The organism is Nocardioides sp., assembly GCF_050699375.1.
Classification (GTDB): Bacteria; Actinomycetota; Actinomycetes; order Propionibacteriales; family Nocardioidaceae; genus Nocardioides.
This window is the reverse complement of sequence record NZ_JBOHDN010000094.1, coordinates 1-16825: the sequence shown is the minus strand read 5'-3', so window position 1 is coordinate 16825 and position 16825 is coordinate 1. Positions and strand designations below refer to the sequence as shown.

15 protein-coding genes are annotated in these 16825 nt (G+C 69.1%); 7 read left to right on the top strand and 8 right to left on the bottom strand.

Going from position 1 to position 16825, the window contains the following annotated elements:
- The first annotated feature begins 400 nt into the window (after positions 1-400).
- Complete coding sequence (locus ACRDPS_RS06555) at positions 401-3931, top strand: Rne/Rng family ribonuclease (protein ID WP_431500818.1); 3531 nt, start codon at positions 401-403, stop codon at positions 3929-3931.
- Positions 3932-4028: 97 nt separating this feature from the next.
- On the opposite strand, the gene ACRDPS_RS06550 is transcribed toward ACRDPS_RS06555, so the two are convergent.
- The 5 genes from ACRDPS_RS06550 to ACRDPS_RS06530 all read right to left on the bottom strand — a co-directional run bounded on the left by ACRDPS_RS06550 (position 4029) and on the right by ACRDPS_RS06530 (position 9660).
- A complete protein-coding gene (locus ACRDPS_RS06550) occupies positions 4029-5522 on the bottom strand; it encodes a mannitol dehydrogenase family protein (protein ID WP_431500817.1) in 1494 nt (497 codons plus the stop codon).
- Positions 5519-6355: a carbohydrate ABC transporter permease gene (locus tag ACRDPS_RS06545; protein WP_431500816.1), complete on the bottom strand. Its 837-nt coding sequence runs from the start codon at positions 6353-6355 to the stop codon at positions 5519-5521. The genes ACRDPS_RS06550 and ACRDPS_RS06545 overlap by 4 nt, the downstream gene beginning before the upstream one ends.
- Positions 6355-7305, bottom strand: coding sequence for a carbohydrate ABC transporter permease (locus ACRDPS_RS06540; RefSeq protein ID WP_431500815.1), 951 nt, complete (start codon positions 7303-7305; stop codon positions 6355-6357). The genes ACRDPS_RS06545 and ACRDPS_RS06540 overlap by 1 nt, the downstream gene beginning before the upstream one ends.
- A complete protein-coding gene (locus ACRDPS_RS06535) occupies positions 7305-8549 on the bottom strand; it encodes an ABC transporter substrate-binding protein (RefSeq protein ID WP_431500814.1) in 1245 nt (414 codons plus the stop codon). The genes ACRDPS_RS06540 and ACRDPS_RS06535 overlap by 1 nt, the downstream gene beginning before the upstream one ends.
- Before the next feature lie 286 nt (positions 8550-8835).
- The gene (locus tag ACRDPS_RS06530) at positions 8836-9660 is read right to left on the bottom strand and encodes a DeoR/GlpR family DNA-binding transcription regulator (RefSeq protein WP_431500813.1); all 825 of its coding nucleotides are present in this window, start codon (positions 9658-9660) and stop codon (positions 8836-8838) included.
- Positions 9661-9957: 297 nt separating this feature from the next.
- On the opposite strand from ACRDPS_RS06530, the gene rplU reads away from it, so the two are divergent.
- Both rplU and rpmA read left to right on the top strand, forming a co-directional pair.
- Entirely contained in the window at positions 9958-10260 is a 303-nt protein-coding gene (gene rplU / locus ACRDPS_RS06525; protein ID WP_431500842.1) for a 50S ribosomal protein L21, read from the top strand.
- Positions 10261-10293: 33 nt separating this feature from the next.
- Positions 10294-10548, top strand: coding sequence for a 50S ribosomal protein L27 (gene rpmA, locus ACRDPS_RS06520; RefSeq protein WP_431500812.1), 255 nt, complete (start codon positions 10294-10296; stop codon positions 10546-10548).
- A gap of 151 nt (positions 10549-10699) precedes the next feature.
- On the opposite strand, the gene ACRDPS_RS06515 is transcribed toward rpmA, so the two are convergent.
- A complete protein-coding gene (locus ACRDPS_RS06515) occupies positions 10700-11554 on the bottom strand; it encodes an LLM class flavin-dependent oxidoreductase (RefSeq protein ID WP_431500811.1) in 855 nt (284 codons plus the stop codon).
- An 89-nt stretch (positions 11555-11643) separates the two neighbouring features.
- Here ACRDPS_RS06515 and obgE point away from each other — a divergent pair, with 89 nt between their 5' ends.
- Genes obgE through ACRDPS_RS06495 form a run of 4 tightly spaced genes read left to right on the top strand, consistent with a single transcriptional unit; the run spans position 11644 to position 15866 of the window.
- On the top strand, positions 11644-13218 hold the full coding sequence (obgE, locus tag ACRDPS_RS06510) for a GTPase ObgE (protein ID WP_431500810.1): 1575 nt from the start codon (positions 11644-11646) through the stop codon (positions 13216-13218).
- Positions 13215-14327, top strand: coding sequence for a glutamate 5-kinase (gene proB / locus ACRDPS_RS06505; protein ID WP_431500809.1), 1113 nt, complete (start codon positions 13215-13217; stop codon positions 14325-14327). Before obgE ends, proB begins: the two co-directional genes overlap by 4 nt.
- A gap of 13 nt (positions 14328-14340) precedes the next feature.
- Complete coding sequence (locus tag ACRDPS_RS06500) at positions 14341-15315, top strand: endonuclease/exonuclease/phosphatase family protein (protein ID WP_431500808.1); 975 nt, start codon at positions 14341-14343, stop codon at positions 15313-15315.
- Between the two features lie 44 nt (positions 15316-15359).
- On the top strand, positions 15360-15866 hold the full coding sequence (locus ACRDPS_RS06495) for a hypothetical protein (protein WP_431500807.1): 507 nt from the start codon (positions 15360-15362) through the stop codon (positions 15864-15866).
- Here the strand turns inward: ACRDPS_RS06495 and ACRDPS_RS06490 are convergent.
- Together ACRDPS_RS06490 and ACRDPS_RS06485 are read right to left on the bottom strand one after the other, a co-directional pair.
- A complete protein-coding gene (locus ACRDPS_RS06490; RefSeq protein ID WP_431500806.1) occupies positions 15863-16348 on the bottom strand; it encodes a GNAT family N-acetyltransferase in 486 nt (161 codons plus the stop codon). The genes ACRDPS_RS06495 and ACRDPS_RS06490 overlap by 4 nt on opposite strands.
- A 102-nt stretch (positions 16349-16450) precedes the next feature.
- Positions 16451-16597, bottom strand: a complete 147-nt coding sequence (locus tag ACRDPS_RS06485) for a hypothetical protein (protein WP_431500805.1) — start codon at positions 16595-16597, stop codon at positions 16451-16453.
- Positions 16598-16825: the final 228 nt, after the last annotated feature.

Genomic DNA, 16825 nt, shown 5'->3' with positions numbered 1-16825 from the left:
GTCCGGATATCGGTCTGTTGACAGGGTGTATGCGATACTCCGAGACGACTGCTCAAACATTCGGGCCCGCCCCGAGGAATGAGAAGTCCGACGACGCCTCGCCGGCGTGGGTCCTGCGGGACCGCACATCGGCACGCAGGAGGTAGGTCGTCGCCAGACCGCGACGCAGGCCAAGCAGGTCAGTGAGAGCGACTCGCCCGGGATGGTCCCGGACGGCCGAGCGACCGCGGCAGGTGACGAACCGCTGCCTGTGACGTACCACTGCGGAGGATGTCGCCGCCCAGACAAGCTTTGCGCCGCGATGCGGCTGCTACGTAGAGAACAGCTAGATACTGCGCAGCGCCCGTTTCCGGCACCTGACTATCCGGCACCTGTGAAGGTCCTGGATGAGGAGTACGGCATGGCCGACAAGCCCACTGTCGAGAGCACCGAGACGCCCGCGGAAGCGGCGCAGACCCCGGTGACCGAGACGACCGAAGCGACCGATTCGACCGGCGCGGAAGCGACCGTCGAGACCCCCGCCAAGAAGACCACGGCGAAGAAGACCACCCGCAAGCGCACGACCAAGAAGACGGCCGCTCCGGCGCCCGATACCCAGACCGCTGCCGGCGAGAGCGGCGACGCCGTCGCTGAGGCCGCGCAGGTCGCGGAGGCCGCTGAGGCGCCCGCCAAGAAGGCACCCGCCAAGAAGGCACCTGCCAAGAAGGCCGCCGCGAAGAAGACCACCGCGAAGAAGACCACCGCCAAGAAGACCACGGCGAAGAAGACGGCCGCGAAGAAGACCGCTGCTCCGACGGAGACGACTCCCGAGCCCGCCGCCGAGGCGCCCGCTCCGGCCCAGACCCCGGCCGTCGAGACCTCCACGGAGACTGACGAGACCGAGCAGTCCGGTCCGGCCGCACCCGCGGTGCTGTTCCAGGCACCCACCAAGACCACCACTCGGCGGCGTACGCGCAAGACGGCGGAGCTCAAGCCCGTCGCGGAGCCCGCCGTCGAGGAGCCTGCTGCCGCTGAGCCGGCCGCCGAGAAGCCCGCCGAGGCCGAGCCTGCCGGCGAGGCCGCCGCGGAGACCACGCCCGTGGAGGCTCCGGCCAAGAACAAGAGGAAGCGGGACGTACGTCGCGCCGCGCCGGCCGCGACCGAGACCGCCGAGGTGGGTGTCGACCAGCCTGCCGCCGAGTCCGAGGACGTGGACGGTTCCGACGACACCGGTTCCGACGATGGTTCTGACGATGGGGAGGGCGGCGGCAACGGCCGCCGTCGCCGCCGTCGCGGGGGCCGTCGCCGCCGCAAGGGTTCGAACGGTGAGTCCAACGGCGACACCGATGAGGCGTCGGAGTCCGACGACAAGTCGGATGAGTCCGATACCGAGCGCAACGAGGCCGGCGAGTCCGGCAAGGACGCCGACGGCGATCAGCAGGGCGAGGGCGGCACCTCCTCGCGCCGCCGCCGCCGTCGCCGCCGTGCCGGCGAGGCGTCGGGTGACGGCGGGGACGACCCGGAGAACACCGTCACCAGGGTCCGCCAGAGCCGCACCGGCGATGACCAGATCACCGCGCTGTCGGGCTCGACCCGTCTGGAGGCGAAGAAGCAGCGCCGCCGCGAGGGCCGCGAGGCCGGCCGTCGTCGTGCCCCGATCGTGAGCGAGGCCGAGTTCCTGGCCCGCCGCGAGTCGGTCGAGCGGGTCATGGTGATCCGCGAGCGCGAGGACCTCACCCAGATCGCGGTGCTCGAGGACAAGGTGCTCGTGGAGCACTATGTCGCCCGCGAGTCGCAGACCAGCCTGATCGGCAACGTCTACCTGGGCCGCGTCCAGAACGTGCTGCCGAGCATGGAGGCCGCCTTCATCGACATCGGCAAGGGCCGCAACGCGGTCCTCTACGCCGGTGAGGTCAACTGGGCCTCGCTCGGCTGGAAGGAGGGCCAGCCCCGCAAGATCGAGTCGGTGCTGACCTCCGGCCAGAAGGTGCTCGTCCAGGTGACGAAGGACCCGATCGGCCACAAGGGCGCCCGGCTGACCTCGCAGATCTCGCTGGCCGGCCGCTTCCTGGTCTACGTGCCCGACGGCACCACCTCGGGCATCTCCCGCAAGCTGCCCGACACCGAGCGCAACCGCCTCAAGACCCTCCTGAAGGAGATCGTTCCCGACACGGCCGGCGTGATCGTACGCACCGCCGCCGAGGGCGCTGCCGAGGACGAGCTCACCCACGACGTCGAGCGGCTCAAGGCGCGCTGGGAGGACATCGAGAAGAAGTCGAACGGCAACGCTCCGCAGCTGCTCTACGGCGAGCCCGACCTGACCCTGAAGGTCGTCCGTGACCTGTTCACCGAGGACTTCGCCAAGCTGGTCATCTCCGGTGAGTCGTCGTGGGAGACCGTCAAGGACTACGTCCAGTCGGTGGCCCCCGATCTCGAGGAGCGCGTCGAGAAGTACGACGACGCGACCGACGCCTTCGCCGCCTACCGCATCGACGAGCAGATCGCGAAGGGCCTGGACCGCAAGGTCTGGCTGCCCTCGGGCGGTTCGCTGATCATCGACCGCACCGAGGCGATGACCGTCGTCGACGTCAACACCGGCAAGTTCACTGGCTCCGGCGGCAACCTGGAGGAGACGGTCACCAAGAACAACCTCGAGGCGGCCGAGGAGATGGTGCGTCAGCTCCGGCTGCGCGACATCGGCGGCATCATCGTCGTCGACTTCATCGACATGGTGCTCGAGTCCAACCGCGACCTGGTCCTGCGTCGCCTGGTCGAATGCCTGGGTCGCGACCGGACCCGTCACCAGGTCGCCGAGGTCACCTCGCTGGGTCTGGTGCAGATGACGCGCAAGCGGATCGGCACCGGGCTGGTCGAGGCCTTCTCCGAGAACTGTGAGGCCTGCTCGGGCCGTGGACTCGTGATCCACGACCACCCCGTCGAGGCCGGCAAGTCCTCCGGTGTGGCTCCCGACGAGCCGCGCTCGCGCCGCCGCGGCGGTCGCGGTGGCAAGGGCAAGGGCAAGGACGAGGCCGCTTCCGAGCAGCGCGCCGAGCCCGCGGAGACGACCGGAGCGCGAAACGCGGAGGATTCCGCGAAGACTCCTTCGCCCGCAGAGTTCGCGGCCATGGCCGGACAGAACGAGACGACCGATGAGAGGCCGAGCGAGGGAGCGACCACGCGAAGCGCGGAGAAGGACGAGGCGACCGAGACGACCGCGGTGGTCGAGCCTGTCGAGACCCCCGCCGAGCCGGCTACCCCCAAGGTCAGCACTCGTTCACGCTCTCGTCGGTCGAGGAAGGCCGCGGCTCCTGTCGAGTCGACCGAGCCTGCTGCGACCGTCGAGCCCACCGAGCCCGCTGCTGCGGACGCGGCCGGGACTCAGCCCGTGGCAGAGACCCCGGTGAGCGAGCCCGCCGCACCGAAGGTCACCACCCGCACCCGCACTCGTCGCACCGCCACGACGGGCCGCCCGGTCCTCGCCGCGGTCGTCGGTAGCACCGCCGACGAGGCGAAGAAGCCGAGCGCCGAGCCCGTAGCCGAGCCGGTTGCGGAGAAGCAGCCCGCGTCCGCCCCTGAGGTGCCGGTCGCTGAGGCGTCCGAGCCGGTGGCAACCGAGCCCGAGCAGCCGAAGCAGCCCGAGCAGACTGCGGTCGAGCCGAAGCAGCCCGAGCCCGAGCAGGCTGAGCCCGAGCAGGCCGAGCCGGTTGCGCCCGAGCCGGTTGCGACCGAGCCGGTTGCGACCGAGCCGGTCGACTCCAAGCCGAAGGTCGTCACCCGGCAGCGCCGTGGTGCCCGTCGCGAGGTCGTGAGCACCGGTGAGGGCGCGGTGATGACCGCGGCCAAGGCCGAGGCCCCGACCGCCCCCAACGGCACTGCGTCCACCCCGGCGCCGAAGGTCGTGACCCGCACCCGTGGCGGCGCCAGCCGCTCGTCCACGGACTCAGAGGACTGATCCACGGCGCTTCGCCTGACAAGGACGCCTCGGTCCCGCTCACGCGGGACCGAGGCGTCGGTCATCTCATGCGCCGAGGAACGCGCTCAGGATCTGGTCACCGGTCCCAGGCCTCGAGGGTCTTCCGTGCACCGACCGCGTGCAGCGAGGCCAGCGCCTCGGCGTACGGCTCGGTGAACTCAGGGGAGTCGACCAGATCACCGAAGAGGTCGCGATCGCGCAGGAAGGCGAGCGGGTCCTCGCGCTGCGCGATCGCCCGGCCCATCACCTCGGCCCGGCGACGGTCGACGATGTCGATCGGCGCACCCTGCTCGTCCACGCCCTCGGCATAGCGTGCCCAGGCGGCGACCACGAGCGCCGAGCGGCGCACCGATCCACCCGCCGCGATCTGCGAGGTGATGACGGGCACCAGCCACTTGGGGATCCGGTCCGAGCTCTCCGCGCACAGGCGCGCCAGGGTGTCGCGGATGTAGGGGTTGGCGAAGCGCTCGACCAGCTCGCGGCGGTAACCGGGCAGATCCACCCCCGGCACCTGCGGAAGGGTCGGGGTGCCCTCCTGCGACATGTAGCCCAGCAGGAAGTCGACGAAGAGCGGATCGGCGCAGACCTCGTGGGCATAGCGGTAGCCCGAGAGATACCCGAGGTAGCACAGCGCCTGATGGCTGGCATTGAGCAGGCGGAGCTTCATCAGCTCGTACGGCTCCACGTCGGAGACCATCTGCACCCCGGCCCGCTCGAACGGCGGCCGGCCCTGAGGGAACCGGTCTTCGAGCACCCACTGGGTGAAGGGCTCGCACACCACCGGCCAGGCGTCCTCGAACCCGAACCGCCAGCCGATCTCCTCGAGATCGTCGTCCGTGGTCGCGGGAGTGATCCGGTCGACCATCGAGCTCGGGAAGGCGACCTCGGACTCGATCCAGGCACCGAGCTCGGGATCGCGCAGGTTGGCGAAGGCGACGATCATCTGGCGGGCGACCTCCCCGTTGCCGGCGATGTTGTCGCACGACATCACCGTGAAGGGCGCGGCCCCGGCGGCGCGCCGTCGCGCCAGCGCCTCCACCACGTAGCCGAACGCGGTCGACGGAGCAGCTCCCGGCTGCAGGTCAGCCTGGATGGCGGGGTCGGAGGCATCGAAACCTCCGGTCGCCTGGTTGACGTGATAGCCACCCTCGGTGATGGTCAGCGACACGATCCGGATCTGTGGGTCGGTGAGCAGGCTCAGCACCTCGGACGGGGCGTCGGGGGCGAAGAGGTAGTCGAGGATCGAGCCGATCACCCGACCGCTCACGCCGCCGTCCGGCGCCCGCTCGACGAGCGTGTAGAGATGGTCCTGGGCGGCAAGAGCGTCCCGCATGCGTACGTCCTGGGGCAGCAGTCCCACCCCGACGATGCCCCAGTCGCGCACGCCGGAGGCCAGCAGGTCGTCGACGTAGCGCGCCTGGTGGGCGCGGTGGAAGCCCCCGACCCCGAGATGCACGATCCCGGGGGTCACCGCGGACCGGTCGTAGGTGGGGACGGCGACGGCCTTCGACAGGTCGCCGAGCCGGGCGGTCGTGAGTCGCGCGTCGGTTACGCGCTTGCGCTCCCTCACTTGACCGCCCCGAGGGAGAGGCCCTGCACGAGCTTGTCCTGAGCGGCGAAGCCGGCGATGAGCACAGGCAGCGAGATCAGGGTGGCTCCGGCGGCGAGCTCGGCCAGGTAGGCCTGCTGGGACTGGATCAGGGTGTTCACGAAGACTGGGCCGGTCTGCGCGGACACGCTGGTGAGCACCTTGGCGTAGAGCTGCTCGTTCCACGCGAAGATGAAGCAGATCAGCGAGGTGGCCGCGACCCCCGGCATGGCGATCGGTGCCACGATGCGGGTCAGGATCCGCAGCGTGCTGGCGCCGTCGATCGAGGCTGCCTCGATGATCGCCGGCGGCACCTCGGCCAGGAACGAGCGCATCATCCAGACGGCGATAGGCAGGTTCATCGCCGTGTAGATCAGGATCAGGATGATCACGTTGTCAGGCATGTTGATCACCTTCGTCGTGAACAGGTAGATCGGCAGGATCCCCGCGACCATCGGCAGCATCTTGGTGGACAGGAAGAAGAACATCGCGTCCGACCACTTCTTGACCGGCTTGATCGCCAGGGCGTACGCCGCGGGGATGGCCAGGGCGAGCACGAGCAGCGTCGAGATCACGCTGGTGATCACCGAGTTGATCAGCGCCGGGGTGATCGGGTTCGCGGAGGTGAACAGGCCGCCGTAGTTGTCCAGAGTCAGCGGAGCACCCCAGCTGGGTGGGTAGGTCTGCGCGTCCTGGGGCGCGTGCAGCGAGGTCAGGACCATGTAGAGGATCGGGATCACGAAGATGATGCCGATCAGCCAGGCTGCTATCGGGATGGCGATCTTCGCCATCCGCTGCCGGTTCCACGTCTTCATCAGCTCTCCTCCTCGAGCAGGGACGACACCACGCGCAGCGCGAAGGTGGCGATGATGAGTGATCCGATGACCACGACGACGCCGAGTGCTGAGGCGACCCCGTAGTCCTTGGCGGAGTAGAACGTCTCGTACACCGCGTACGGGATGTTGGTCGAGTTCAGTCCGCCGGTCATGCCCAGGACCGAGTCGAAGTTCTGGACGATGAAGATCGTGCCGAGCACGATCGAGAGCTCGAGATAGCGACGTACGTGGGGCAACGTCATGTGCACGAACGTCTGCCACCCGTTGCAGCCGTCGATGCTGGCAGCCTCCAGCACCTCGGGATCCTGGGACTGGAGCCCGGCGAGCAGGATCAGCATCATGAACGGTGTCCATTGCCAGATCAGCTCGATCTCGATGGCCAGCTTCGGATGGTCGGTCAGGAACGCGATGTCCTGAGCGCCCGGCACGCCGAGCTGGCCGAGCACACCGTCGACCAGACCGAACCCGGTCATCAGGATGCCGTTGCCCCAGAAGACCGCGGCCGCGATCGGCACGATCAGGAACGGCGCGATCATCATGGTGCGCACCACGCCGCGTCCGATGAACGCGTGGTTGAGCAGCATCGCGATCCCGAGGGCGAGGATGGCGCTGACCCCGACGACGACCACGGTCATCTCGATCGTGTTCAGCACCGCCGTGCGGTAGACCGGGGTGGTGAACACCGTCTTGAAGTTGTCGAGACCTGCGAACGACCTACCGGCGGCGTCGGGCTGGGCGCTCCAGTTCATGAACGACATCACCAGCGTGGCCACGAACGGCAGCTGCGTCACCACGATGAGGAAGATCAGCGCGGGCAGCAGCGGCGCGCGCAGCCTCCACGACTCGCGACCCCATTTCTTGTACGGCTCGGGTGGCCGTGTCGCCGGCTCCTCCGCCGTTGCGGGGAGTGGTGCGGTCATGGAGGCCATCACTGCTTCTCCTTCTGGATGTCGCCGTACTCCTGGGCGAGCGACTGACATCGCTCGAGGGCAGCGTCCGTGGTCTTCGAGCCCGAGATCGCGCTGCTGAGCTGCTTGGCGCACTCCGTACCGAAGTCGGTGAAGCTTGGGACCCCGACGAACTGGATGCCGTTGTACGGCCGCTTCTGGACGCCCGGGTTGTCTGCCTGAGCGTTCTTGATCGCGTTCATGGTCGGGGTGGCGAAGGAGCCGGCGACCTCGAGATACTCCGGATCCTCATAGGTCGACGCCCGCTTGCCCGCGGGGACGTTGGTGGGGCCACCGGTGTCGTTCTCGGTGTCGGCCATCACCAGCTGCTCGTACTCCTTGCTCGAGGCCCAGGCGACGAACTCCTTGGCCTCCTCCTGATGCCGGGACGCCTTCTGGATCGCCCACGCCCAGGTGTAGAGCCATCCGGCGTTCTCGGTCTGGTCGTGCGGGGCGGCGACGTAACCGACCTTGCCCTTGACCGGCGAGTCCTCGGCCTCCAGCGGCCCGGCGCCCGAGGTCGCGTCGTACCACATCGCGACCTTGCCCTGCTGCATCGCGTTGAGGCACTGCGGGAACGAGAAGGTGGCGGCGCCGGCCTCGCCGTGCTTGCGCACCAGGTCGACGTAGAAGTTGGCAGCCTCCTTGAACCCGCCGGTGTTGACCTGGGCGTTCCAGTCCTCATCGAACCAGGTGCCGCCCATCGTGTTGACCACGGTCGTGATCGAGGCGAGGTTGTCGCCCCAGCCGGCCAGGCCGCGCAGGCAGATGCCGCGCATGTCCGGTTCGGCCTCGTTGATCTGGCCCGCCCAGCCGGCGACCTGCTCCCAGGTCGGGTTGGCGGGCATGTCGATGCCGTGCTTCTCGAAGAGGTCCTTGCGATACATCAGGAACGAGGACTCGCCGTAGAACGGTTGGCCGTAGACCTTGCCGTTGGCCGAGAGGGCCTCTGTCATCGGCGGAAGGATGTCGTCCTGGTCGAACTCCGGGTCGTTCGCGATGCTCTCCATGTCCGAGATCCATCCCGCCTCCGCGTAGTAGGGGATCTCGAAGTTGGACAGCGTCGCCACGTCGTAGATGCCGGACTGGTTGGCGAACTCGGTGCTCGCGGTGTCGCGCATGTCCTGCTCGACCTTGACCACGAAGTTCACCTCGATCCCGGTCTCCTTGGTGAAGTGCTCCGCGGTGAGCTCCTGGAGCTCCAGCATCTGTGTGTTGTTGACCATCAGCACGGTGATGCTGCGTTCACCCGCACTCGTCCCGCCCGCCCCGAGCCCACCCGTTCCGCATGCCGTCAACAACACCGTGGCCATCGATAGCGCCGTCAGCGCTGCGGAGGTCCGTCTCCGTACCCGCATCTGATCTGCCTCCTCGCAGTGTGACTGTCGTCACGAACCACGATGGCGTAATCAGGGCCCGACCCCCTAGCCCGGTCAAGGTCTCGAGGATGCCCGGTTGGTGCCCGGTCTCAGGCTGGTCTCAGGTGGGCGCTCGGGTGGCTCTCGACTGGGCTCAGGCCCGGACGACCTTGGGCCCGAGAGCCGCGAACCGGCGTGCCTCGGTGGCAGTGAGCTCGGTGCCGGTGATGAGCACCTCGAAGTCGCGTACGCCCGCGAAGCGGCACAGGCTGGAGGCACCGAACTTGGTGTGGGCCCCGAAGAAGATCCGGCGCCGGGAGCGCTCGATCGCGGTCCGTTTCACGGCGGCGACCGACGGGTCCTGGGTAGTCAGCCCCTGCTCGCGGGAGATTCCGTTGGCGCCGATGTAGGCCAGGTCGATCACCAGGTCGCCCAGCATCCGGGTCGCCCACTGGTCCACGACGCCGCGGGTGATGGTGCGCACGCGTCCGCCCAGGACGATCACGGTGAGCTGTGGGTCGGCGGAGAGGCGGGTGGCCACGGGAAGCGAGGGGGTGATGATCGTCGCCGGACCCTCACCGAAGAGCTCCTCGGCGAGGAACTGCGGCATCGTGCCCTCGTCGATGTAGATCGTCTCCGCCCCGTGCCGGTACTGCATGGCGGCCCGTGCGATCCGGTGCTTCTCATCGACGTCGCGGCCGGCCCGGAACTCGAGCGTCGTCTCGAAGCTGCCGCTCTCCAGTGCGACCGCGCCGCCGTAGACCCGCTCCACGACTCCGCGGTCCGCGAGCACCTTGAGGTCGCGCCGGATCGTCTCGACGCTGACTCCGAGGTCGGGTGCGAGGTCGGTGACCGCGACCCGCCCGGTCGTGCGGGCGCGCTCCAGGATCTCCTCCTGGCGGGCCTCCGCGCTTCCCGTGATTGCGCCCTCGGGGGGAGGGGGTGAGGTGGCCTTGGTGGACAGGCCGGTCGACGTCATGAGGGACATCATGCCCGGAATCGTGCCCGGTTCGTAGGTGCCACCATCGAACCGGACGCCCGATGACCGTGTTGGCGGCTCGTCGGGGCACAATGTCCTGACGGAGTCGTGGCGAACTGTGTCGCGGCGTTTTGCGGCTACCTGGCCGCGTACGTAATATTGAACCTCGGCGTGCGCAGTGCGCCATTCCTGCAGGCAGCCGCCGGCACCTATCGCTTCGGGGTCCGGCGCTCACCTACGTGTGCAGCTGCCGTGGGACACATGAGACTTTGAGTTCGGAGCATGAAGGAGACCGCGGTGTACGCGATCGTGAAGGCTGGCAGCAAGCAGCAGAAGGTCGTTGTCGGCGACGTCATCGAGATCGACCGCCTCGACGGCGAGGCCGGTGCTGCGGTCACGTTGCCCGTGGTCATGCTCGTCGACGGTCAGACTGTCACTACGACCGGCCTCGACAAGGCTTCGGTCGCTGCTGAGATCGTCGGTGCCTCCAAGGGCCCGAAGATCATCATCCAGAAGTACAAGAACAAGACCGGTTACAAGAAGCGCCAGGGTCACCGTCAGAAGTACACCCAGGTCAAGGTCACCGCGATCAACGCCTGATTCCGGCGTCGAGACTCACAAAGGACTGAACAGATGGCACACAAGAAGGGTGCGGCAAGCACCAAGAACGGTCGCGACTCCAACTCCCAGCGCCTCGGTGTGAAGCGCTTCGGTGGAGAGGTCGTCAACGCCGGAGAGATCATCGTCCGCCAGCGTGGCACCCACTTCCACCCCGGCACCAACGTCGGTCGTGGCGGCGACGACACCCTGTTCGCCCTCCAGCAGGGCGCGGTCGAGTTCGGCAAGCGCCGCGGCCGCCGGGTGATCAACATCGTCGCTGGCGCCTGAGCTCGTCCGGCGCTTGCGCCGGACGAACGCGAAGGGGTCGAGCGAGCGCATGGCTGAGCTTGCGAAGCCGTGACTGCGGGTCGAGACCACAGTCGCCTGTGTATGACATTCCGAAGGGCTCCCTCCGTCAGGAGGGAGCCCTTCGGGCCATCTAGACGTACGCCGCGCGCGCCGCGATCTCCTCGAAGACCTGCTGCGAGAGCTCCCAGCGGGTCCCGGCACGGGGCCAGTGGATCGCGAGGTCGGTGATCCCGATCTCGGCGTAGGCGCCGGCCAGGTCCTCGAACGCGTCGGCCGACTCGGTCCATGGCTCGTCGGTGAAGCCGGTCATGAAGAGCTTCGGCATCGCGTCGTAGTCCCGGCCGGCCTTCTCGCAGGCCGAGCGGAGCATCTCGAGCCGCTTGGCGACGTACGCCTTCGGGTCGTCGCCCGGCGGGTTGGCGATCCACCCGTCGCCGACCTCGGCGGTGAGCCGGATCCCGCGGGGGCCGTTGCCGGCCAGCCAGAGCGGGGTACGAGGCTGCTGCACCTGACCGGCCGAGACGGTGACCTCGCGGGTCTGCCAGTGCTCGCCGTCGATCGTGACCGGCGAGTCGCGCAGCAGCCGGTCGACGGTGCGGGTCCACTCGGCGAACCGGTCGGCGCGCTCGCGGGGCGTGAACTCCCGCCCGAGCACGTCGCCGTCTGAGGTGTGGTCGTCGCCGCCCGCGCCGATGCCGATCGTCATGCGCCCACCGGAGATCCGGTCGAGGCTGCGGATCGCCGCGGCCGTCGGGATCGGCGTACGGAAGTTGGGGGTGGTCACCAGCGTGCCGAGCCGGATCGTGGAGGTGAGGGCGGCCGCGGCGGCCATCGAGGTGAACGCCTCCTCCCACGGGCTGTGCCCGCGCCAGGCCAGGTGGTCATAGACCCACGCCGTCTCGAACCCGAGCTGCTCGGCCTGCGCCCAACGCTCGCCCATCGCCGGCCAGTCCTCGATCGGCCACATCACTGTTCCTATACGCATGGGACTCAACTTAGTGCCGACTCGGCAGGCCCTGGGGCTGGCCGATCGCGGATAGGGACTGTGGGGCGTGCCGTCGGTAGGCTGGAGGCATGGCTGTACCCACGTTTGTCGACCGCGTAACCCTCCACGTCGAGGCCGGTCGCGGCGGGCACGGTGTGGCGTCGGTGCACCGCGAGAAGTTCAAGCCGTTGGGCGGTCCCGACGGTGGCAACGGTGGCACCGGTGGGTCGATCATCCTGCGTGTCGACCCCGACGTGACCACGCTGATCGACTACCACCACAGCCCCAAGCGCAAGGCCGCCAACGGCGGCCAGGCTGCGGGCGACCACAAGAACGGCGCCCGCGGCGAGGACCTGGTGCTTGCCGTTCCGGATGGCACCGTCGTGACCGATGCGCAGGGCAACGTGCTCGCCGACCTGGTGGGTCCGGGGTCCGAGCTCGTCGTCGCCGAAGGCGGCCGTGGCGGTCTCGGCAACGCGGCGCTGGCCTCCTCCAAGCGGAAGGCTCCCGGCTTCGCGCTCCTTGGCGAGCCCGGCGGCGAGCGGGAGATCGGGCTGGAGCTCAAGGTCGTCGCCGACATCGGCCTGGTCGGCTTCCCGAGCGCCGGCAAGTCGTCGCTGATCGCCGCGGTCTCGCGCGCCCGCCCGAAGATCGCCGACTACCCGTTCACCACCCTGGTGCCGAACCTCGGCGTGGTGAAGGGCGGCGAGATCACCTTCACGGTCGCCGATGTGCCCGGCCTGATCGAGGGCGCGAGCGAGGGCCGCGGACTCGGGCACGAGTTCCTGCGCCACATCGAGCGCTGTGCCGCGCTCGTGCACGTCATCGACACCGCGAGCATCGAGCCGGGCCGCAACCCCGTCGACGACCTCGACGTGATCGAGAACGAGCTCAGCCGCCACGGCGGCCTCGAGGACCGGCCGCGGCTGGTCGCGCTCAACAAGGTCGACGTACCCGACGGTCGTGAGATCGCCCAGATGACCATCGACGAGTTCGAGAAGCGCGGCCTGAAGGTCTTCGAGATCTCCGCCGCCTCGGGCGAGGGCACTCAGCAGCTGATCTACGCGATGGCCGACATCGTCGCCGCTTCGCGCAAGGACACGCCCGCGGTGGAGGCGACTCGGGTCGTGCTCCGCCCGGCCGGTGTGGAGGGCAAGAACGGCTTCACGGTCAAGGTGTCGAAGAACGGTGAATACCTCGTACGCGGCCCGCAGCCCGAGCGCTGGGTGCGCCAGACCGACTTCGAGAACGAGGAGGCCGTCGGCTATCTCGCCGACCGCCTCAACCGGCTCGGCGTCGAGATGCGCCTGGTCGAGCTCGGTGCCCAGGAGGGCGACACCGTCATCATCGGCGACCCGGCCAACTCCGTCGTCTTCGACTTCCGTCCTTCCATCGAGACCGGCGCCGAGATGCTCGGCCGCCGCGGCGAGGACCAGCGCTTCTACGAGGAGCGACCCGCCGCCTCCCGGCGACGTGAGATCGATGCCGGGATGGAGACCAAGGAGGAGTATGAAGCCCGGGCCGACATCGCCCGACGGCTCCGTGACGGGGCCGGCCCGGTGGCGTACGAGATCGGCGGCGAGGACGACCCCGACGCCGATTGGGCCGAGGACGACCCTTCGACAGGCTCAGCACACCGCCCTGGGGCCAAGGAGGCCGAGTGAGTCGAGCCCAGGTGACGGGGGCGTCTCGGATCGTCGTCAAGGTCGGCTCTTCGTCGTTGACGACCGCGGCCGGAGGCATCGACCCGGTGCGGGTGAGCGAGCTGGTCGACGTGCTCGCCAAGACCCGGGCCGCCGGCCACGAGGTCGTGCTGGTCTCCTCGGGGGCGATCGCGGCCGGTCTGTCGCCGTTGGGGCTGGCCAAGCGTCCCAGGGCGCTGGCCAAGCAGCAGGCGGCGGCGAGTGTGGGGCAGGGACTGCTGGTGCACCGTTACACCGGCGAGCTCGCCAAGCACGGCATCATCGCAGGTCAGGTGCTGCTCACCGTCGATGACCTGAATCGGCGCGCGCACTATCGCAACGCCGACGCCACGCTGTCGAAGCTGCTCGACCTCGGGGTGCTCCCGATCGTCAACGAGAACGACACCGTGGCCACCTCCGAGATCCGGTTCGGTGACAACGACCGGCTCGCGGCGCTGGTGGCCCACCTGGTCAAGGCCGACCTGCTGGTGCTGCTCAGCGATGTCGACGGGCTCTACGACGCGCCGCCCTCCCAGCCGGGCTCCCGGCGGATCGACGAGGTGGCCTCGCTCGACGACATCACCGACGTGACCATCGGCAAGGCCGGTGCCGCCGGCGTGGGCACCGGCGGGATGGTGACCAAGCTCGAGGCCGCCCGGATCGCGGTCGAGGACGGCGTACCGGTCGTGCTGACCTCGGCTGCTCAGGCCGGGCCCGCGCTGGCCGGTGAACCGGTCGGCACCTTGTTCCAGGCCGTCGGCAAGCGGCGCCCGGCGCGGCTGCTGTGGCTCCAGCACGCCACCGACGCGGTCGGGTCGATCACCATCGACGCCGGCGCGGTCACCGCGATCACCCGGCGTGGTGCCTCCCTGCTGGCGGCGGGGGTCACCGGCTCGGCCGGTGCCTTTCACGCCGGCGACCCGGTCGACGTCGTCGATCCCTCCGGCACGGCCGTAGCGCGTGGGCTGGTGAACTACGACGCCGAGGAGATCCCGCGACTGGCCGGGCGCTCCTCCGGCTATCTCGAGGCCAACCTGGGCGCTGCGTACGCTCGGGAGGTCATCCACCGCGACGACCTGGTGGTGCTGTGAGCCAGGGGTCATCGTGAGTCGAGCGAGGTGGGTGCCGCTGGCGCTGTCCTGGGGAGTGCTGCTCGTCTGTGGCCTGCCCGCGTTGGCGATCACGCTGTCGCGGGCCCTGGAGAGCACCGATCTGCGGGCTGTCCGGCTGGCCGCGTTCGCACCCTTCGCCATCGTCTTGTACGCCCTGTGCCTGGTCGCGATCCTCGTGCTGGTGTGGATGGCGGCCGGTCGCGGGCGAGTCCGGCTCGCGGTGGTCGCAGGGGTCGTCGCGCTGCTGCTCGCGGTGCACGTCGCCTGGCAGGCGCCGTTGTACGCCGGATCCCGGTCGACGAGTGCCGGTGAGCCGCTGACGGTGATGACGACCAACCTCTTCGAGGGCAACGGCGACACCGATGCGGTGGTCGAGGCTGTGCGCGCGCACAAGGTGAACGTGCTCGCCGTCCAGGAGATCACTCCGGAGGCGTTCGCGCGGCTGTCGGTGGCGGTGCGGGCTGAGCTGCCCTACCGGATCGGCAGGGCAGCGACGGGCACCCGCGGGACGATGCTCTTCGCCGACCGTCCGATCACCAAGTCGCTCCGGATCGAGACCGGCATGGGGTCGTGGGTAGCGGACGTGGGGGAGTGGCGGGTCATCGTCGCCCATCCTGCACCCCCGACGGTCGCGGAGTGGCCGGCCGAGCAGGAGCTGATCGTCAAGACGGCCTCCGAGGAGAAGCCGGATCTCGTCCTGGGTGACCTCAACGCCTCGCTCGACCACCACACGGTCCGGCGGCTGCTCGACGGGGCCGAGGTGCAGGACGCGGCCCGGGCCAGCAACGCGGGATGGCAGCCGACCTGGCCGACCGAGGGGTTCGCGGGCATACCTCTCCCGCCTTCGGCAGCCATCGACCACGTCCTCATCGGGGACTCCCTGACCGCACTGGCCACGGAGACCGTCGAGGTCCCCGGTTCCGACCACCTGGCGCTGGTCGCCTACCTGGGCTCGCCCGAGGACTGACCCGCGGCTGCGTCTGGGGTGCTCGGGCGGCATAACCTGAGCCGGTGACGGACAACTCGGACGGTCTGATTCGCTCCGCGCTTCGCGGGAATGACGAGAACGCATCGCGGTTGCGGCGTACGCAGCTCATCGGCGTACTCATCCTCGCCGTCGCCACCCTCGCCTCTCCCGTGGTTCGGGTCGTGGACGACGACTCGGACGTCGACCTCCCGCTCACCATGTGGGCCGCGATCCGGTGGGTCGCCGAGGTGCGGGACAACTCAGGGGAGGTGCCCGGGTCCTTCGGCTGGCTCACCGTCGTGCTGTACCTGGGGCTGTTCTTCGTGCTCGCTGCTCCGGTGCTCGCCGTCGTCCTCGCCGTGCACCGGGCAGGCGCGGCACGTGTCGCTGCCGGGATCGCGGTCGCTCTCGGGGTGATCGTGACGCTGCTGTCCTGGCTGGCCCTCATCGGTGAGTCGCCCGACGGCTTCGCCGAGCTTCATCCGACCTGGGGCATCCTGCTCCCGCTCGGGCTCGGTCTGTGGACCGCCAACATGCTCGAGACCGACTAGCTCGGTGTGCTGAGGTGGCCGAACCACTGCTCCGCGCCGTAGCCGACGAACCGCTCCACCTCGACGAACCCGAGCCTGCGGGCCAGGCGTAGCGAGCGCTCGTTGGCCACTTGGGTGGTCAGGACGACCGGCTCGCCGGGGAGCGTCGCGCTGATCCAACCGAGCGCTGCCTGGGTTGCTTCGGTCGCCAGTCCGCGGCCCCAGGAGGTGGGCAGGAACTCATAGCCGAGCTCCACCTCATCGCCCTCGTCGCGTACGTGGTGGGCCCACGCCGCGTCCCGCCGCTGGACCGTGATCCTGCCGATCAGGTGGCCGGCGTGCTCGACGGCGAAGATCCCTGGTCGTGTGTTCGGATCGGCTGGGATCAGCTGCTCGAGCTCTTCTCGGGTGTGCTGCGGGCCGCCGAGGTACGCCTGCACGATCTCGGACGAGAGCAGCTCGGCCAATGCTCGTCTGTCTTTCTGTCTGGTCTCTCTGAGCATCGTCCGGTCTGTCCGCATCGGTTCCGGGGGCCAGGGGACGTTGCCTAGCGGTTTCATGGGGTTGCACCGTAGCTGACCTGGGTGCTCCGGAGGTCGGGGCGGTCACTCGACCTCCCGGGCTTCGGTGGTCGGGCTTGTCGAGACCTGCGTTGCTTCGGTGGTCGAGCTTGTCGAGACCACGTCGACTCCGGTGGTCGAGCTTGTCGAGACCACGTCGACTCCGGTGGTCGAGCTTGTCGAGACCCCCACGCCCCGGTGGTCGAGCTTGTCGAGACCATCTCCCTGCCGGAACGTTCCCTCCGACGGGTTGGTGTGGGCCGCCGACCCTTTTCTGGAGGGTGTTCTCGATGGGCCCCGGAGTCAAGGACGGGCCTACGGCCCGCCGGCTGCGCCGGCCGCTGCGCGGTCCTGGACACCGGGACCCATCGAGAAAAGACCTGGCTGATTATCGGGGCGGCGGCCCGGGTGTGGCGCGGA